The organism is Rhodococcoides fascians A25f, from assembly GCF_000760935.2.
GTDB lineage: Bacteria > Actinomycetota > Actinomycetes > Mycobacteriales > Mycobacteriaceae > Rhodococcoides.
In genome coordinates this window covers 2651370-2668488 of the sequence record NZ_CP049744.1, presented here as the reverse complement: position 1 = coordinate 2668488, position 17119 = coordinate 2651370, and the positions used below count along the sequence as shown (strand labels likewise).

At 64.8% G+C, this 17119-nt stretch carries 13 protein-coding genes; 8 read left to right on the top strand and 5 right to left on the bottom strand.

Annotation, left to right across the window (positions count from 1 at the left end; all coding sequences use genetic code 11):
• Positions 1 to 232: 232 nt before the first annotated feature.
• From BH93_RS12715 to BH93_RS12705, 3 genes are all read left to right on the top strand, one after another.
• Positions 233 to 922 (top strand): MBL fold metallo-hydrolase, encoded by a 690-nt coding sequence (locus BH93_RS12715; RefSeq protein WP_032404076.1) that lies wholly within the window; start codon positions 233 to 235, stop codon positions 920 to 922.
• 133 nt (positions 923 to 1055) lie between these two features.
• Positions 1056 to 2246, top strand: a complete 1191-nt coding sequence (locus BH93_RS12710) for a DoxX family protein (RefSeq protein ID WP_032378960.1) — start codon at positions 1056 to 1058, stop codon at positions 2244 to 2246.
• Between the two features lie 148 nt (positions 2247 to 2394).
• Complete coding sequence (locus tag BH93_RS12705; protein ID WP_037177606.1) at positions 2395 to 4716, top strand: HelD family protein; 2322 nt, start codon at positions 2395 to 2397, stop codon at positions 4714 to 4716.
• Positions 4717 to 4787: 71 nt separating this feature from the next.
• Here the strand turns inward: BH93_RS12705 and BH93_RS12700 are convergent, their stop codons facing one another.
• Positions 4788 to 5240: a universal stress protein gene (locus BH93_RS12700; protein WP_032378962.1), complete on the bottom strand. Its 453-nt coding sequence runs from the start codon at positions 5238 to 5240 to the stop codon at positions 4788 to 4790.
• A 182-nt stretch (positions 5241 to 5422) separates the two neighbouring features.
• Between BH93_RS12700 and BH93_RS12695 the strand changes: the two genes are divergently transcribed.
• Positions 5423 to 8275: an alpha/beta fold hydrolase gene (locus BH93_RS12695; protein ID WP_037177597.1), complete on the top strand. Its 2853-nt coding sequence runs from the start codon at positions 5423 to 5425 to the stop codon at positions 8273 to 8275.
• Positions 8272 to 9129, top strand: coding sequence for an ABC transporter permease (locus BH93_RS12690; RefSeq protein ID WP_037177595.1), 858 nt, complete (start codon positions 8272 to 8274; stop codon positions 9127 to 9129). The genes BH93_RS12695 and BH93_RS12690 overlap by 4 nt, the downstream gene beginning before the upstream one ends.
• A 6-nt stretch (positions 9130 to 9135) precedes the next feature.
• Here BH93_RS12690 and BH93_RS12685 read toward each other — a convergent pair whose 3' ends face one another.
• A complete protein-coding gene (locus BH93_RS12685; protein WP_032378965.1) occupies positions 9136 to 10002 on the bottom strand; it encodes an SCO6745 family protein in 867 nt (288 codons plus the stop codon).
• A gap of 64 nt (positions 10003 to 10066) precedes the next feature.
• Complete coding sequence (uvrB, locus tag BH93_RS12680) at positions 10067 to 12229, bottom strand: excinuclease ABC subunit UvrB (protein WP_032378966.1); 2163 nt, start codon at positions 12227 to 12229, stop codon at positions 10067 to 10069.
• 78 nt (positions 12230 to 12307) lie between these two features.
• On the opposite strand from uvrB, the gene BH93_RS12675 reads away from it, so the two are divergent.
• Positions 12308 to 12853 carry a DUF402 domain-containing protein gene (locus tag BH93_RS12675; RefSeq protein ID WP_037177592.1) on the top strand — a complete coding sequence of 182 codons (546 nt, stop codon included), beginning with the start codon at positions 12308 to 12310 and terminating at the stop codon, positions 12851 to 12853.
• A 16-nt stretch (positions 12854 to 12869) separates the two neighbouring features.
• On the opposite strand, the gene coaE is transcribed toward BH93_RS12675, so the two are convergent.
• Positions 12870 to 14087, bottom strand: coding sequence for a dephospho-CoA kinase (coaE, locus tag BH93_RS12670; RefSeq protein WP_037178003.1), 1218 nt, complete (start codon positions 14085 to 14087; stop codon positions 12870 to 12872).
• 129 nt (positions 14088 to 14216) lie between these two features.
• Between coaE and BH93_RS12665 the strand changes: the two genes are divergently transcribed.
• Positions 14217 to 14426, top strand: coding sequence for a hypothetical protein (locus BH93_RS12665; protein ID WP_032378969.1), 210 nt, complete (start codon positions 14217 to 14219; stop codon positions 14424 to 14426).
• 162 nt (positions 14427 to 14588) lie between these two features.
• Here the strand turns inward: BH93_RS12665 and rpsA are convergent, their stop codons facing one another.
• Positions 14589 to 16067 carry a 30S ribosomal protein S1 gene (rpsA, locus tag BH93_RS12660; RefSeq protein WP_027497255.1) on the bottom strand — a complete coding sequence of 493 codons (1479 nt, stop codon included), beginning with the start codon at positions 16065 to 16067 and terminating at the stop codon, positions 14589 to 14591.
• A 214-nt stretch (positions 16068 to 16281) separates the two neighbouring features.
• Here rpsA and BH93_RS12655 point away from each other — a divergent pair, with 214 nt between their 5' ends.
• Positions 16282 to 17109 carry a class I SAM-dependent methyltransferase gene (locus BH93_RS12655; RefSeq protein ID WP_037177589.1) on the top strand — a complete coding sequence of 276 codons (828 nt, stop codon included), beginning with the start codon at positions 16282 to 16284 and terminating at the stop codon, positions 17107 to 17109.
• Positions 17110 to 17119 lie beyond the last annotated feature (10 nt).

Genomic DNA, 17119 nt, shown 5'->3' with positions numbered 1-17119 from the left:
TCCAGTCGAGTCGCTGCTCGACGCAGCACTGCGCAACTGTCGAGTCGCATGATGACGTGTGGTGCCGATGCACCGGTTACACGTCGTGTAACCGACGACCCCACGTCGAAAACCTGTCTTGGTGAGGGACGAACCTCACGCAGTAGCAATGGTAGATCCAGGCACCGACACACTTTTCCACGTGCACGACCCCGACGCCCCTCGTCGGGCCGCCGACGGTAGCGTCCTCGAAATGGACGAGCACCTCATGGTCATCGACGACAACTACACCGGCGTCGTCTCTCAGGGTTCGCAGCCGCAGCGGCGCACGATTCCCGGCGCGACGATCACGAAGATGTCGGTCGGCCCCATGGACAACAACACCTACTTGGTCGTCTGTTCCGCAACGGGTCATTCGGTGCTGATCGACGCCGCCAACGAGGCCGAACGCATTTCGCTGCTCATCGACGAGAACGCACCGACGCTCTCGCTCATCGTGACGACGCATCAGCACGCCGACCACTGGCAGGCGCTGGCGGACATCGCCGGTGGCACGGAGTCACCGACGGCCGCTCACGCACTCGATGCCGAGCCGCTGCCCGTCGCTCCGGACCGCCTGCTCGCCGATCGGGACACGGTGACGGTGGGCGAGCTCACGTTCGACGTGGTGCACCTGACCGGACACACCCCCGGTTCCATCGCACTCGCGCTGACCGATACGGACGGCACCCGCACCCATCTCTTCACCGGAGATTCACTCTTCCCCGGGGGCGTCGGAAAAACTGGAAGCCCGGAGGACTTCACCCACCTTCTCGACGACGTGACGGCAAAGTTGTTCGACCGTTTCGGCGACGACACCGTGGTCTACCCGGGCCACGGAAAGGACACCACACTCGGTGCCGAGCGCCCTCACCTGGCCGAATGGCGCGAACGGGGCTGGTGACGATCGGCGCGCTTGAGACCGTCGAACACGGGGTATGAATAGTGTGACAAAAGGACGCACCCCGGTAGGTTTCCCCGACCGCTGTGCGATGTCCTAACGCCGATGACACGAGAAACTACGCAGGAGGCTGTCAATGCTGGTCCGCCGTATCGCCCGTCCGTTGATGTCTACGATCTTCATCGCCGGGGGCGTCGACGCACTCCGTAACCCCAGTGGCAAGGCCAAGGTTGCCGCTCCGCTGATCGAGCAGGGCAAGGACGCGCTGCCGAACGAGGTCACCGCGAATGTGCCCGAGGACCCGGAGACGCTGGTTCGCATCAACGGCGGCATTCAGGTTGCGGGCGGCATTCTGTTGGCGACCGGCAAGGCACCACGCATCGCATCGATCGCACTGGCCGGAAGCCTCGTTCCGACGACGCTGGCGGGTCACGCCTTCTGGAACGAGACCGACCCGGAGACCAAGGCTGCGCAGCGCATCCACTTCTTCAAGAACCTGAGCCTCCTCGGCGGACTGCTCATCGCGGCCGTCGACACCGAGGGCAAGCCGTCCGTCGCATGGCGCAGCAAGCGGGCAGCACGCCGCGCGCAGGAGACCGTCGTCTCGGCACTGCCGGGGCACTCCACCCACGAGACCGGTGAGCGCGTCAAGGAAATCGCAGCCGTCGCCGCGAGCCGCAGCGCCGATCTCGCCGAGGCTGCCCAGCCGAAGCTGGCCAAGTTCGCCGACGCCGCCCAGCCCAAGTTGGCCAAGCTCGCGGACATCGCTACCGATAAGGGCTCGGAGTTGGCCGAGGTTGCTCAGCCGGCACTGAGCCGCTGGGCTCATATCGCAGCCGACAAGGGCTCCGAACTGGCCGAGGAAGCACAGAAGCGCGGGTCCAAGCTCGCCGAGCTCGCCGCCGACCGCGGCAGCGACTTGGCCGACGAGGCCCAGAAGCGCGGGTCCAAGCTCGCCGACAAGGCAGCGCACCGCGGAACCGACCTGGCCGAACTCGCGCAGAAGCGTGGGTCGAAGCTCGTCGACGTAGCCGCGGATCGTCGCGTCGAACTGGCCGACGTCGCGCAGAAGCGGGCATCCAAGCTCGCCGATCTGGCCGCTGAGAAGGGCTCCGTCCTCGCCGACGAGGCTCAGAAGCGCGGAGTCACGTGGGCCGATCTGGCGTCCGATCGCGTGGAGACACTCGGCAAGCGCGCTCGCAAGCGCGCCGAAAAGCAGAGCAAGGAGCTGGAGAAGGTCACCGAGCAGGCCCGCGCCAAGCTCGAAAAGCGAGTCGCCAAGGCTCAGAAGAATCTGGACAAGAAGATTCAGCAGTACGCCAAGTAGTCCTCGCGGACACAACGAGCGCACGCTCGTGCACAGCGGCCCTGCCCCGGAACTCGAGGTTCTGCGGCAGGGCCGTTGTGCGGCGTAGACTGCTCTGGCTGATTTCGAGGCGATATCTTCGCCTCGGCCGAATCCCCGAGGAGACCCTTTGCCGGACGACGGCCACACATCGAGCGGTTCCGACATACCGATCGAAGAAGACCTCGAGCAAGCGCATCTGACGAGGCTGTACACGCAGCTCGACGCGCTGCGCGAATACGCGGCGAACCGATTGCGGGCCGTGCTGTTGGAGACCGGTGGAACACCACAGGCCCGAAGCGAACGCGAATCGTTCAACCAGATGTACACCGAGGACATCGCCAAGTACGACGCCGCAGAGAACGGACTGTGCTTCGGACGTATCGACCTCGATCCGGATTCTCTCGACCCCAAGGTCGACGATCGTCCCGAACGCTACATCGGCCGCGTCGGAATCCTCGACGACAAGAACGACTACGAAACACTGCTGCTGGACTGGCGAGCACCGATGGCCCGGCCGTTCTATCTGGCGACACCGGCCGCACCGGAAAACGTGTTGCGGCGCAGGCACATTCGTACCCGCGGCCGCCGCGTGACGTCGATCGCCGACGAATTCCTGGATCTGAACTCGGCTCGATCGTCGAGCGATGCTGCCGTCGCAGGCGGCGTCGCAAGCGAAGGTGCGCTGCTCTCGGCTCTGGATGCTGCGCGTACCGGCCAGATGAACGACATCGTCGAAACGATCCAGAGCGAACAGGACGCGATCATCCGGTCGCAGCATCGCAGTGTGCTGGTCGTTCAAGGCGGACCGGGCACCGGCAAGACGGCCGTCGCGTTGCACCGCGCCGCGTATCTGCTCTACACCTACCGCCAGCAGCTGGGTAAGAGCGGCGTGCTCATCATCGGACCCAACGCCACGTTCCTCGACTACATCGGACAGGTGCTGCCCTCGCTCGGCGAAACCGGTGTGCTGTTGTCCACGATCGGCGACCTCTACCCGGGAGTCCGTGCGCAACGAGAGGATTCGGCCCTGGCCACCGAGATCAAGGGCAGACTGTCGATGGTCGACGTGCTGACCCGAGCGGTACGCGACCGGCAGGAAGTTCCCGCGCAACCGAGGCGGCTGAAATTCGACACCTACGACATCACGCTCGACCGCAAGATCGTCACCCGAGCTCGCGGACGCGCTCGCTCGTCGCGGCGACCGCACAACCTCGCTCGGCCACTGTTCGTGTCCTCGGTGATCGATCAACTGGCCAACCAACTGGCAGCGAAGCTGGGCCAGAACCTGGTCGACGGATCCAGCCTGCTCAGCGCCGACGACATCGCGGACATGCGCGACGAGATGCGCGAAGACCAGGACGTCATGGCCGCTGTCGACGAGCTGTGGCCGGATCTGTCTCCCCAACAGGTTCTCCACGACCTGTTTGCTTCGCCCGAGAAGATCGCCTCGGCCGCACCGGAACTGGATGCGGAAGAGCGCGACTCGCTGAGCCGTCGGGGCCGGGGTTTCTCCGCCGCCGACGCTCCCCTGCTCGACGAGCTGGCCGAGTTGCTCGGCGTGGACGATGCGGCCGAACGTGAGCAGGCACAACGTCAGTGGCGCGGCCAGATCGCCGACGCCCAGGGCGCACTGGACATCCTGACCGGTTCGGCACCACAGGACCTCGAGGACGAACTCGATCCGGAGATCCTGATGGCCTACGACTTGATCGACGCCGATCAGCTTGCGCGACGGCAGAATTCGGGTCAACGCCTCACCACCGCCGAACGGGCAGCCGGCGACCGGACCTGGACATACGGGCACGTTATCGTCGACGAGGCTCAGGAACTGTCGACCATGGCGTGGCGAATGGTGATGCGGCGCATACCGAATCGGTGGATGACCCTGGTGGGCGATACTGCGCAGACCGGTGATCCCGCCGGAACGTCCTCCTGGAGTTCAGTACTCGAACCGTATGTGGCACAGCGCTGGAAGCGGACCGAACTGACGGTCAACTACCGGACGCCGTCGGAGATCATGGTGGTGGCGCACGACGTGCTGGCCGCGATCGATCCGGAGCAGTCCGAGCCCCGGTCCATCCGCAGCACCGGCGTGACACCGTGGGCGCTACAAGTGCTGGAGGCGGACCTGTTCACCGCAGTGGAGAAGCGGGTCGCAGAGCACCCACGACCTGGACTGAGCGCAGTGCTCGTTCCAGCCGGACGCGTCTCCGACTTCCGACATCTGGCTTCGGACGTGGTGACCGTGTCGTCGGTCAAGGACGCGAAAGGGCTCGAGTTCGACTCGGTTCTCATCGTCGAGCCGAGTGCCATCGTGGCCGAGTCGCCGAAGGGAATGAACGACCTCTACGTGGCACTCACCCGAGCCACCCAGCGACTCGGCGTGGTGCACGTCGACCCGCTACCGAAGGAACTCTCGGCGCTGCAGCCGTTCGAGCCGGAAGCCTAGAGACCTGCACACACCAACGGCCCGCTCCGTCGATTCGATGGAGCGGGCCGAAAGGCGTGCGCAGGGTGAAATCAGCGGACGGTATGCACGATCAGGACATCGCAGGTGGACTTGCGAGCAGCGTCCGACGGAACCGAACCCAACAGGCGCCCGGTCAACGAGTTCAGGCCGCGGTTGCCGACGACGAGCAGATCGCCCTTCACCTCGTCCACGAGTGCCAGCAGCGACTCGACGGGAGCACCGACGATCGCCTTCTCCTCGATGTTCTTCGCACCGGCCTTGGTGGCATGCTCGCGCGCAGTGCGCAGAATTTCACGCGTCGGTGCCGATCCGGTGATCTGGTAGGCGTCCTCGCGCAATGCGTCGGCGGCAGCGGACGTGTCCTTGGGATCGGCCGGGTAGTACGCGCAGGCGATCACCAGGGTGGCATCGGCGTCTCCCGCCAGAGCCGCGGCCTTCTCCACTGCCCGCAGTGACGATTCGGAGCCATCGGTCCCGACGACGACGGTGCGGTAGGCGCTCATTCATTCCTCCATTTGTCGGTCACACACAGATGTGACACTTCTGGTCGATCTCGATTGGTGCAAGTCACAGGACCGAATGACGTGGTCCGGAGACTGATTCGCTGACATTAGCCGGAACCGGCCGATCGGCACGTGAACTTGGGGAACAACACGATCCGCGCCACTCACATACATTGGTTTGCATGCCGATTCCCCGCCCGCCACTGTCGAGACGGGCCATGACTGTCGGTGCCGCTGTGATTGCAGTTCTAGCGGTAGCCGCTCTCGCATTCGTACTCCTCCCCCAGGATTCGAGCGCCGACACATCCACTCGTGATGCGCGCATCACGCTACCGGACAGCCCCGACTCGACGGGCACCGTCGACATCGACGCGCGGCTCTACGCCCCGGCTGTCACACCCGCGCCGACGGTGCTCCTCGCCCACGGTTTCGGCGGCAGCAAGGACTCGGTCGACGGTGAGGCACGCGACCTAGCGGCTCGCGGGTACACCGTCCTCGCCTACAGCGCACGCGGGTTCGGCGACAGCACGGGTTCGATCTCGATCAACGACCCCGACCGCGAGGTCGCCGACGCTCGCGGACTCATCGACTGGCTCGCCGAACAACCGGAGGTGGAACTCGACGCTCCCGGCGACCCGCACATAGGAGTCGCCGGTGGTTCGTACGGCGGCGCGCTGGCACTGAGTGCAGGCGGCACCGACCCCCGCATCGATTCCATCGCCGCCGCGATCACCTGGAACGACCTGGGTCAGGCCCTGTTCCCTAACTACGGCGTCACCTCGACCGAGGGCCGAGAAGCCCTCGGCGACACGACCACTCCCGCCGCGGCGGAGTACGGCGGACCCGGCGTGCTCAAGCGTGGCTGGGCCGGTGTGTTCTTCGGAGCGGGCGCATCGAGCACGCCGCCCGGCGACGGCGGTGATGCAGGGGCCGAAACATCGGGGACCGGCGAGGGCGCGTCTGCATGCGGCAGGTTCTCACCCGAGTTCTGCGACGCCTACGCCCAATCCGCGGTGACAGGAATCCCCAGCCAACAGCTCCTCGATCTGCTGACCGCACACTCACCCGTCGCGGTGGCGTCGAACATCACCGCACCGACTCTGCTGGTGCAGGGCACCCAGGACACACTGTTCGGCCTGGATCAGGCCGACGCGACGGCGCGTCAGATCGCGGCAGCCGGTGGGAACGTCACCGTGCGATGGTTCGACGGCGGCCACGACGCCGGCGGAACGGACGGCACGAGCGATCGGGCCATCGCCGACTTCTTCGACACGACGTTGCGTAACAACGACACTGCCACCGGTGGCCAGCCGTTCGTCTACTCCACTCAGCGGGCAGCCGACGAGCGCGGCGGCGACCGCAACCGCCGGATGACCGCTCCCGACTACCCGGGACTGGCGGCCGACTCCGACGCCACCCGGACCGAAGCCGTCACGTTCACTCCCAAGGCGGAGAACCAGTCGATCATCCGTCCGCCCGGAGCGTCGCCGTCGGCGATCTCGTCGGTACCCGGTTTGGGCTCGGTGCTCTCGACTCTCGGATCGACCGGGGCCGGAGCAGCCCTGACCGCGGACCTGCCGGGCCAGTCGGCAACGTTCACCAGCGATCCCGTCGATTCGTCCGTGACGATCACCGGTGCACCTCGAGTGAACCTACGGGTGGCGTCACTGGCCTCACCGGGTCAAGCCGTTCTGTTCGCGAAGCTCTACGACGTTGCACCGAACGGCACGAGAACACTTCCCGGCGGTGCGGTCTCGGCGATCCGCCTCCCCGACACCGAGGGCATCGATCCCGTCGATGTCACCGTTGCGCTGCCTGGCATCAGCTACACCGTCCAGCAGGGTCATCACCTCGAACTGAGCATTTCCACCACGGATCAGGCCTACGCCGTTCCGCTCGAACCGGCCCAGTTCAGCGTGGCCATGACCGACAACACCATTGCGTTGCCCACCGTCCCCGCAGAGGAGAGCGCCAACAGCACCGTTCCGGTGGGACCGCTGATCGGCATCGGGGTCGTCCTGCTCGCGGTCGCTGGTGCGATCGTGGCCGGAGTCGTGCGGACCAGACGCCGCGCGGTCGCCGAAGTGGACGAGAGTCTGATCGACACTCCGCTGGTGATCACCGATCTGGCCAAGACGTACTCCAACGGCTTCCGCGCGGTCGACGGCGTGAGCTTCGAGGTCAAGCAGGGCCAGGTTCTGGGTCTCCTCGGGCCAAACGGTGCCGGAAAGACCACCACCCTGCGGATGCTGATGGGCCTGATCACTCCCACCGGCGGTGACATCCGCGTCTTCGGCCACAAGGTGACGCCGGGCGCGCCGGTGCTGTCCAGACTCGGCTCGTTCGTCGAGGGATCAGGATTCCTTCCCCACCTGACCGGAACTCAGAACCTACGGTTGTACTGGGAGGCAACCGGGCGGCCGATCGAGGACGCCCACCTGGAAGAGGCACTGGAGATCGCCGACCTCGGCGCCGCAATCGAACGCAAGGTCAAGTCGTACAGCCAAGGCATGCGGCAGCGGCTGGCCATCGCCCAGGCCATGCTGGGGCTGCCGGATCTGATGGTCCTGGACGAACCGACCAACGGACTCGACCCACCGCAGATCAGGACGATGCGCGACGTGCTGATCAACTACGCGAAGACCGGGAGAACGGTGTTGGTGTCGAGCCATCTACTCGCCGAGGTCGAACAGACCTGCACACATGTGGTCGTCATGAACCGCGGATCGGTGATCAGTTCCGGCACGGTCCGCGAACTGACCGCAGCGGGCGGGCAAACGGAGATCAGGGTCGACGACGCCACCCGCGCGCGGTCGGTGCTCGACGCCTCCGGCCACGACGGCGCGGTGATCGTCGACGACGGAACGGTCACCGTCGACCTGACCGACGCCGACTCCGCCGTAGTCATCAGAGAACTCGTCACCGCGGGCGTCTCGGTGCGCGGCTTCTCCCAATCGACCCGCCTCGAGGATGTGTTCCTCGACCTGGTCCACCGAGACACCCCCGGGTTCGACACCAGCAAGGATCGCTCATGAGCACCGCACACGCCGACGGGCGCGCTGCCGGTTACACCGGCGGCAGTACCTTGCCCTTCCGTACCGAGTTACGCAGGCAGCTGGGACGCCGTCGCACTCAGTTGGCCATCGGATTTCTTGCCCTGCTCCCGGTGATTCTTGCGATCGCCTTCACCGTCGGCAGCTCGAGTGCCGACTCGGACGCCGGTGGACTGATCGAACTCGGAACTCGCGGAGGCATGAACTTCACGGTCTTCGCTCTGTTCATGTCCGTGGGGTTCCTGCTGATCGTCGTGGTGGCGCTGTTCTTCGGCGACTCGGTGGCAAGCGAAGCTTCGTGGTCGAGTCTGCGGTACCTGCTGGCCATCCCGGTACCTCGGAGTCGACTGCTGACGCAGAAGGCACTGGTGTCGGCCACGTTGTCGAGTGCGGCGATCGTCGTGCTTGTCGGCGTTTCGCTGTTGATCGGCACCGTGATGTACGGCGCAGAGTCGCTCATCACCCCACTGGGTGAGGGTCTGTCGTACGGAACCTCGCTGGTGCGGTTACTGATCGCAGTCGCCTACATCGGCATCAACCTGCTGTGGGTGGCCGGCCTGGCGATGCTGCTGTCGGTGCTCACCGACGCCCCGCTCGGGGCCGTCGGCGGCGCGGTGATGACGTCGATTCTGATGCAGATTCTCGATCAGATCACCGCACTGGGATCACTTCGCAACTATCTACCCGGGCACTACGCCAATTCGTGGATCGATGCGTTCGGAACGAGCATCGACTGGAACGACATGGTGGTGGGATCGTTCTCGGCCATCACGTACGCCGCCGTGTTCGGGTCGATCGCGTGGCGACGTTTCGCGACCAAGGACATCACCAGCTGAGGCGGCCTACTTCTTCTTGATCGCCGGTCCGAAGACGCCGTCGGGAATGACGCCCTGGCCGACGATCGACTCACGCCACGGCGTCGCGAGCGAGACCAGCCGAGCTGCGCCGTCCTCGCCGAGGGCGGCCCACGGCGCAACAGCGAGGTCGTTGGTGATGTCCTCGACCAACGTGCGGAGATCTTTGCCGTCCTGAGTCAGGGCACCGTCGGACGAGAGCAGTTCTCGGTCGGCCAAAGATGCGACCGCGCCGTCCCACTGCTCGGTCGACCAACCGCGACGCTTACGCGCGAACTCCTTCTCGAAGCCGTAGCCGGTGGCGGTGTGGGTGATCAGCGCTTCGAGACCGCTCAGGCCCGCCGTCTGCAGCGCCGCAATGTGACCGTCGCCGCGGTATTCGCGGATCAGGGTCAGGGCATGCCACAGCACCAGATGCGGCGCAGTGGGCCAGTCGAGCTCGGCGTATGCCGCGTACAGGGGTCGACCGTCGTCGCCGGGGATTCCACGGGCTGCGATCGATGCCAGGTCGGCAGCCTCGGCCATGTCCGCGGACGTCAGAACCTCGGGGCCGAGCAGTCGGCCGAAGGCAGCGTCGAGAGTCGCGTACCGGATGGCCATGATCTCGTCGGGTGACGCGATGTCCCAGGCGGCCGGGATCAGCGGTGCCACCAGTTCACGGTTGAAGTTGTAGAACGTGGCGGTGACGACACCTGCGCCGACCCGTCCCAGAGGCGCTGCCCGACCCGCGAAATAGCACGCCCGCGGCGGCAACCCCGCCGCGACCAGAGCATCCTGTGTCTCCGGAAGGAAATAGGTCATCGAGTGAATCAGTTCGAGCGCGCGAGAGGTGCGGCCGGCGGTGGTTGCGTCCATCGCTGAACCGTATCGCGACGCTTACGGCTCATTCCGCAGGCTCCACTCGCGTCGCCGGCCCGCCCTATTTGAGCCCGGCCGCATCCATCCCGCGCAGTTCCTTCTTCAGATCCTGAATCTCGTCTCGTAGGCGTCCCGCGAGCTCGAACTTCAACTCGCGGGCAGCGTTCATCATCTGGTCGGTCATGTTCTTGATCAGATCGGCCAGTTCTGCACGCGGCATCGACGAGACGTCCTGCCCCTCGTAGACCCCGGAGCTGACCGACCGCCCTGCTTCGCCCTGCGCGCGTCGGCCCCGGCTGGCGTTGCGACCGGACCCGCCGATCTCGACGACGTTGTCGGTGTCCTCGGCTTCCTGATAGACCTGATCGAGGATGTCTGCGATCTTCTTGCGCAGCGGCTGCGGATCGACACCCCGCTCCTTGTTGTACGCGATCTGCTTCTCGCGTCGACGTTCGGTTTCCTCGATCGCATAGGTCATCGAGTCCGTCATCTTGTCGGCGTACATGTGCACTTCGCCGGACACATTTCGGGCGGCACGACCGATGGTCTGGATGAGGCTCGTGCCGCTACGGAGGAAGCCTTCCTTGTCGGCGTCGAGAATCGCCACGAGGGACACTTCCGGTAGGTCCAGGCCCTCACGCAGCAGGTTGATTCCCACAAGAACGTCGTACTCTCCGAGTCGAAGTTGCCGGAGCAGCTCGACTCGGCGCAGCGTGTCGATATCGGAATGCAGGTAACGCACGCGAATGCCCAGTTCGAGAAGGTAGTCGGTGAGATCCTCCGACATCTTCTTGGTCAGAGTGGTCACCAGCACGCGCTCGTCCTTCTCTGCGCGCTCCCGGATCTGGTGCACCAGGTCGTCGATCTGGCCCTTGGTCGGCTTGATGACCACCTGGGGATCGACCAGTCCGGTGGGCCTGATGACCTGCTCGACGAATTCCCCTCCGGTCTGACCCAGCTCGTACTTTCCCGGGGTGGCGGAGAGGTAGACCGTCTGGCCGATCCGCTGCGTGAACTCTTCCCACGTCAAAGGACGGTTGTCGGTCGCCGACGGGAGGCGGAACCCGAAATCGACCAGGTTTCGCTTACGCGACATGTCACCCTCGTACATCGCACCGATCTGCGGCACGGTCACGTGCGACTCGTCGATCACGAGCAAGAAGTCCTCGGGGAAGTAGTCGATCAACGTCGCCGGTGCGGTGCCGGCCCCTCGGCCGTCGATGTGGCGTGAGTAGTTCTCGATTCCCGAGCAGAACCCGACCTGTTTGATCATCTCCAGGTCGTATTGCGTCCGCATCCGCAACCGTTGCGCCTCGAGCAGCTTCCCCTTGCCCTCCAGCTCCGCCAGACGGGCTTCGAGTTCGGCCTCGATGTCCTTGACGGCTCGTTCCATGCGCTCGGGCCCGGCGACGTAGTGAGTGGCCGGGAAGATGCGTACCGAATCGACCTGTCGGACGATGTCCCCGGTCAGCGGATGCAGGTAGTAGAGCGCTTCGATCTCGTCGCCGAAGAACTCGATGCGAATCGCCAGTTCCTCGTAGGACGGAATGATCTCGACGGTATCGCCGCGAACCCGGAACGATCCACGAGTGAAAGCCATGTCGTTGCGGGTGTACTGCACGTCCACCAGCAGCCTGAGCAGTGCATCACGCTGAACTTCGACATTGACCTCCAGCTCGATCGACCGGTCGACGTACGACTGAGGCGTGCCGAGGCCGTAGATGCACGACACAGAGGCCACCACGACCACGTCGCGTCGCGAGAGCAGAGATGCCGTGGCCGAGTGCCGTAGCCGCTCGACGTCGTCGTTGATGGACGAGTCCTTCTCGATGTAGGTGTCGGTCTGCGCGATGTACGCCTCGGGCTGGTAGTAGTCGTAGTACGACACGAAGTACTCGACTGCGTTGTTGGGCAACATGTCTCGCAGCTCGTTCGCCAACTGTGCAGCCAGAGTCTTGTTCGGTGCCATCACCAGGGTGGGGCGCTGCAGCTTCTCGATGAGCCAGGCCGTGGTGGCCGATTTACCGGTACCCGTGGCACCGAGAAGCACGACGTCCTTCTCGTCCGCCTTGATCCGCCGTTCGAGCTCGGCGATGGCGGTCGGCTGATCACCGGCCGGCACGTGTTCGCTGACGACCTCGAACGCCGGTCCGGTGCGCTCGATCGCGCCCACCGGACGGTGTTCGGAGTGCGCGACAACGGGATGTTCGGATGCAAACGCCATTGCACAAGCGTAGACGCGACCACCGACAAGTTCCGTCGGACAGACCCCGAAGGTCTGTTCCCGGTAGCTTCTACAGGCATGGTCGCTCACACGTCAGCCGGTGCGCACACCGTCGTACATGCTCCCAAGCACGAGACGTTCGACCTCGTCGCCAAAACGAACGTGGACCCCAAAGGTTTCGTACGCGTGGTCGACGAATATCGCGTCGAGCCGTGGGGGCTCTACATGGCCCGACCCTCGGACCACGCCCACTTCGACTACCTCGAGTCCTGGCTACTGCCTGCTCTCGGGCTCCGCGCCTCGGTGTTCCATTACCTACCCGCGCACGCACGCGACCAGGACTACTACGTCGACATCGGCGAGTACACGGCCGGCACCACCGAGTGGACATCCGTCGACCACTATCTCGACCTCAGCGTCCGCACCGGCCGTGATTACGACCTACTGGACGTCGACGAGTTGTTCGACGCGAGAGTGGCGCAGCACCTGGACACCCCGACGGCCGAGCGCGCGCTGTCCAGGTCGATCGCGGCCATCGAAGGACTGACGCGGCACGATTACGACCTGAACGCGTGGCTCGCATCCGTCGGAATGCCGACCGAGTGGAACGGCAAGCCGGCCTGATGCGCGCAGCTCTGCGTCAGGCTGTCCAGTTCGTCTCCTCTGCCCACTGCCACGCCCGACGGTAGGCCACGTCGAACCACGGTGCCTTGGCGTTCTCGTACGCGTCGATCGCCGCACGGTAATCCTCGATCCCTGCGGCCGCCTCCGAGGCGCGGCGCTTGATCCCCGAGTACTCGGTCGCAACAGACGAGTCCTCGCGCAGCCAGTCACGGAACAGCAGAGCGAACGTCTGGTTCGGCCAACCGTCGACCCGAATGTGCACGTTGGCCGGACGCCCGGGGTCCGCGTTGCCGTGAAAGCGCTTGCCCCACACCGCAGGATCGGCCTCACCGCCCATTCCGTATGCAGGCTTGGGGTCGTCGAAGTTACTGGTCTCGACTCCGGGGAACCCGGCAAGACGTAACCGATCACCGACCGCGTCCGCGTCGTCGAGAGAACGCACCGTGATCTGAATGTCGATGACGTCCTTGGCATCCAGGCCGGGCACTGCGGTGGATCCCACGTGGTCGATCCGGACGGCCTCGTCCGCACAGGCGAGAGCGAGGCGGCCGATGATCCGGCGGGCCTGCGACTCCCATGCCGGGTCTGCCGTCACCTGTTCCGGATGCGTGCGGGCGACGATGCCCTCTCTGATGTTGCGCTCGAAGGGAATCAGGCGCTCGTTCCACAGGAGTCGAACCTGCTCGTCGACGCTGCCCGGCGCACCGGTGTTGTCGATCCAGACGTCTGCTGCGGCTCGGCGTGCGTCATCGGTTGCCTGCGCGGCGATGCGTGCGCGGGCGTCGGCCTCGGGCATGTTTCGTTGCCCGGTGAGTCGACGTACGCGCTCTTCGGCGTCGACCCAGACGACCACGACCAGGTGGAAGAACGGACCCATAGAACCTTCGACGAGGAGCGGAATATCTTGCACCACAATGGCATCCGAGGCCGCACCGTCGATGATCTCGGCAGTACGCTGACCGACCAACGGGTGGACGATGCCGTTGAGCTTCTTGCGGGATTCCTCGTTCCCGAATGCCACGGCCGCCAACGCCGGACGGTCCAACGAACCGTCCGGTGCGAGAATGTCGGCCCCGAACGTTTCCGTCAGTTGTTGCAGGCCAAGCGTTCCCGGTTCCACGACTTCACGGGCGAGCACATCGGAGTCGACGAGAACTCCACCCAGCTCGGTCAGCACCTTGGCAACGGTCGATTTTCCGGCACCTATTCCACCGGTCAGTCCAAGTCTCAGCATGCACCCAGTCTGACACTCGAACACGCCGAAGCACACCAGCCACAAATGCACCGGTTTCGGAGGTCTGTCGGTTATCTTCGACGAGCGCGACCTCGATGTGCCGACCCACAGCTATTGAAAAGGACACCCATGCGAAGCAATCAGATCCAACCGGGTCGGCACCGCCTTGGCATGGATGCAGGCGTACATTGCGTTCTCATTCCGGAAGTTGCCTCGGCGTTGGCCGACCACCGGCGTAACTGGTTCACCAATCTCCTGACCCCCGCCCGCCACAGCTTCGCCAGCATGCGCAAGCGCACGGAGAGCGTCGGTCAGTGGAGTCCAGCCACTGCCGCGTAGTTCGCACTTCCCCCTCACACATGGGCCCGGTTCATCGGAACCGGGTCCATTGTCGTCTCGCGAGCCGAACGTGTCCGCCCGACTGCTTTCGAACGAGAAAGCCCCGGCTCTCACGAAGAGAACCGGGGCTGCGGTCACACCCTCACGGGTGGACAACTTCTATCAGGCGTTGCCGGACAGCTTCTCGCGAAGTGCAGCGAGCTGCGCATCGCTGGCCAGCGATCCACCGGTCGAGGCCGGAGCCGACGCTGCGGGAGCATCGCCTTCTGCATCGGCGGGGGCCTGACCCGACTCGGAGGAGTAGTTGGTGTTGGCGGCTTCGGCAGCTTCGTCCTTGGCCGTCTTCTCCATCTGAGCAGTGTGCATCTTGTGGCGACGCTCGGCCTCGGCGTAGCGACCTTCCCACTCTTCACGCTGCTTCTCGTAACCTTCGAGCCATTCGTTGGTCTCGGAGTCGAAGCCCTCGGGGAAGATGTAGTTGCCACCCTCGTCGTACGAGTCGGCCATGCCGTACTTGGACGGATCGAACTCTTCTGCGTAGTCCTCGTTGGCCTGCTTGAGGCTCAACGAAATCCGGCGACGCTCGAGATCGATGTCGATGACCTTGACGAGCGCGTCGTCGCCGACACCCACGACCTGGTCCGGAACCTCCACGTGGCGCTCGGCCAGCTCGGAGATGTGCACGAGGCCCTCGATGCCCTCTTCGACGCGAACGAACGCACCGAAGGGAACCAGCTTGGTGACCTTTCCGGGCACGATCTGGCCGATCGCGTGCGTGCGAGCGAACTGGCGCCACGGATCTTCCTGAGTTGCCTTGAGCGACAGCGACACACGCTCGCGGTCCAGGTCGACGTCGAGAACCTCGACGGTGACCTCGGTGCCGACCTCGACAACCTCGGACGGGTGATCGATGTGCTTCCAGGACAGCTCGGAGACGTGCACCAGGCCGTCGACGCCACCCAGGTCCACGAAGGCACCGAAGTTGACGATGGAGGACACGACGCCCTTGCGGACCTGGCCCTTCTGGAGCTGGTGCAGGAACTCGCTGCGGACCTCGGACTGGGTCTGCTCGAGCCATGCGCGGCGCGACAAGACCACGTTGTTGCGGTTCTTGTCGAGCTCGATGATCTTGGCCTCGATCTCCTTGCCGACGTACGGCTGGAGGTCGCGGACGCGACGCATCTCGACGAGCGAGGCAGGCAGGAAGCCGCGGAGACCGATGTCCAGGATGAGTCCACCCTTGACGACCTCGATGACGGTGCCCTTGACGGCCTCGTCCTTCTCCTTGAGCTCCTCGATCGTGCCCCAAGCGCGCTCGTACTGAGCTCGCTTCTTGGACAGGATCAGGCGGCCTTCCTTGTCCTCCTTGGTGAGGACGAGTGCTTCGATCTCATCTCCCACGGAGACGACCTCGTTGGGGTCGACGTCGTGCTTGATGGAGAGCTCGCGAGAAGGGATGACGCCTTCGGTCTTGTAACCGATGTCGAGTAGAACCTCGTCGCGATCGACCTTGACGATGGTGCCTTCGACGATGTCACCATCGTTGAAGTACTTGATCGTCGCGTCGATGGCTGCGAGAAAATCCTCTGCGGAGCCGATATCGTTTACGGCCACCTGCGGTGAGGTTGTGGTTGAGGGCATGTGTTGAGTTGCTCCGGACGGGTTGGGTATCGGTTGATGGATGTTCGGTCGGACTTGTAGAACATGTGCAGCACGAGTGTCGACGGCGATATTCCTGCCGACTCCGCGAACACCGAGGACGGGCGGACCCGACCTGAGCGCAGCATGAACACACTCGCGCTGATCAGGGTACGCGATGCCGCAGTACCAGCACAAACCCGGTTAGAGTCGGCGTGTGAGCGATCTTCCTGAGCCATCGTCCACTCCCGGCCGCAGCCGTGTCGATTCGGCCGCGAGCGACCGCGCCAGCAGACTTTGGTGGGACTCCGACGCCGACAACTACCACCGTACGCACGGCGCGTTTCTCGGTGTGTCGACCGACACCGGCGAGTTCGTCTGGTGCCCCGAGGGACTGCACGAGGGCGATGTGCACCTGTTGGGCGACGTCGCAGACAAGGACGTCCTCGAAGTGGGCTGCGGCAGCGCACCGTGCGCCCGCTGGCTCGGCGCTCAGGGTGCTCGCGCGATCGGTCTCGACATCTCGATGGGCATGTTGCAACGAGGCGTCGACGCCATGGCCGCGGGTGGTTCGACGGTTCCGCTGGTCCAGGCCAGTGCCGAGTCGTTGCCGTTCGGCGACGAACGATTCGACATCGTCTGCTCGGCCTTCGGCGCAGTTCCGTTCGTCGCGGACTCCGCCAACGTCATGAAGGAGGTCGCGCGAGTGCTCCGGCCGGGCGGCATCTGGGTGTTCGCCGTCAATCACCCGATGCGCTGGGTGTTCCCCGACGATCCAGGGGTCGGTGGGCTGACCGCGACGATTCCGTACTTCGATCGAACCCCGTACGTCGAATACGACGCCGATGGAGTCCCGAACTACGTGGAGCATCACCGCACGATCGGTGACCGAGTACGCGAACTGGTCGCTGCAGGCCTCGAGGTGCGAGACATCGTCGAGCCGGACTGGCCGGAGTGGCTGGACCGGGAATGGGGGCAGTGGAGCCCGCTGCGTGGGCAGCTCTTTCCCGGCACCGCGATCTTCAGCAGTCGAAAGCCGCGCTGAGTCCGTCGTC